The 380-nt window shown below is 49.7% G+C and carries 1 protein-coding gene; it reads right to left on the reverse strand.

Annotated elements, in window-relative coordinates; all coding sequences use genetic code 11:
• Positions 1 to 380 (reverse strand): carbamoyltransferase N-terminal domain-containing protein (locus tag AC0L3B_RS38590; RefSeq protein WP_473382877.1); only part of this gene is annotated, 380 nt, incomplete at both ends.

A 380-nucleotide genomic window follows, 5' to 3' on the forward strand; every position in this document is an offset into this window, starting at 1 on the left:
ATCAGGCGTATGCCCGCGTGCCGCGCCAGCTCGACCGCTTCTTCGCAGGCCTGGGTATCACCATGAACCAGCACCGTCACACGGTCAGTGAAATTGCGAAGGAACAGCCCGTCAGGGTTGTTCTTGACCTCATCTACAATACGATCGAAATATAAAGGTAAATGCTTTTCAGCAGTGAACCCTGCGTTCCAACCATAGGCTACATAGTCTACGTCCTCTAAACTCATACCCGCCTCAGCCAGTACAAATGAAATAGATTGCGCAGGCCAGACGTTATCATCCTTGATACGGGTGAAACGTTCTTCACTTACAGCTGAGAGAATTCGGTCGTCGCGGACCAGGCAGGCACCTGATAAATCATTGTTAGTAATTCCTAAAAC

The sequence above is a fragment of the Bradyrhizobium sp. Kon56 genome (genome assembly GCF_055807635.1).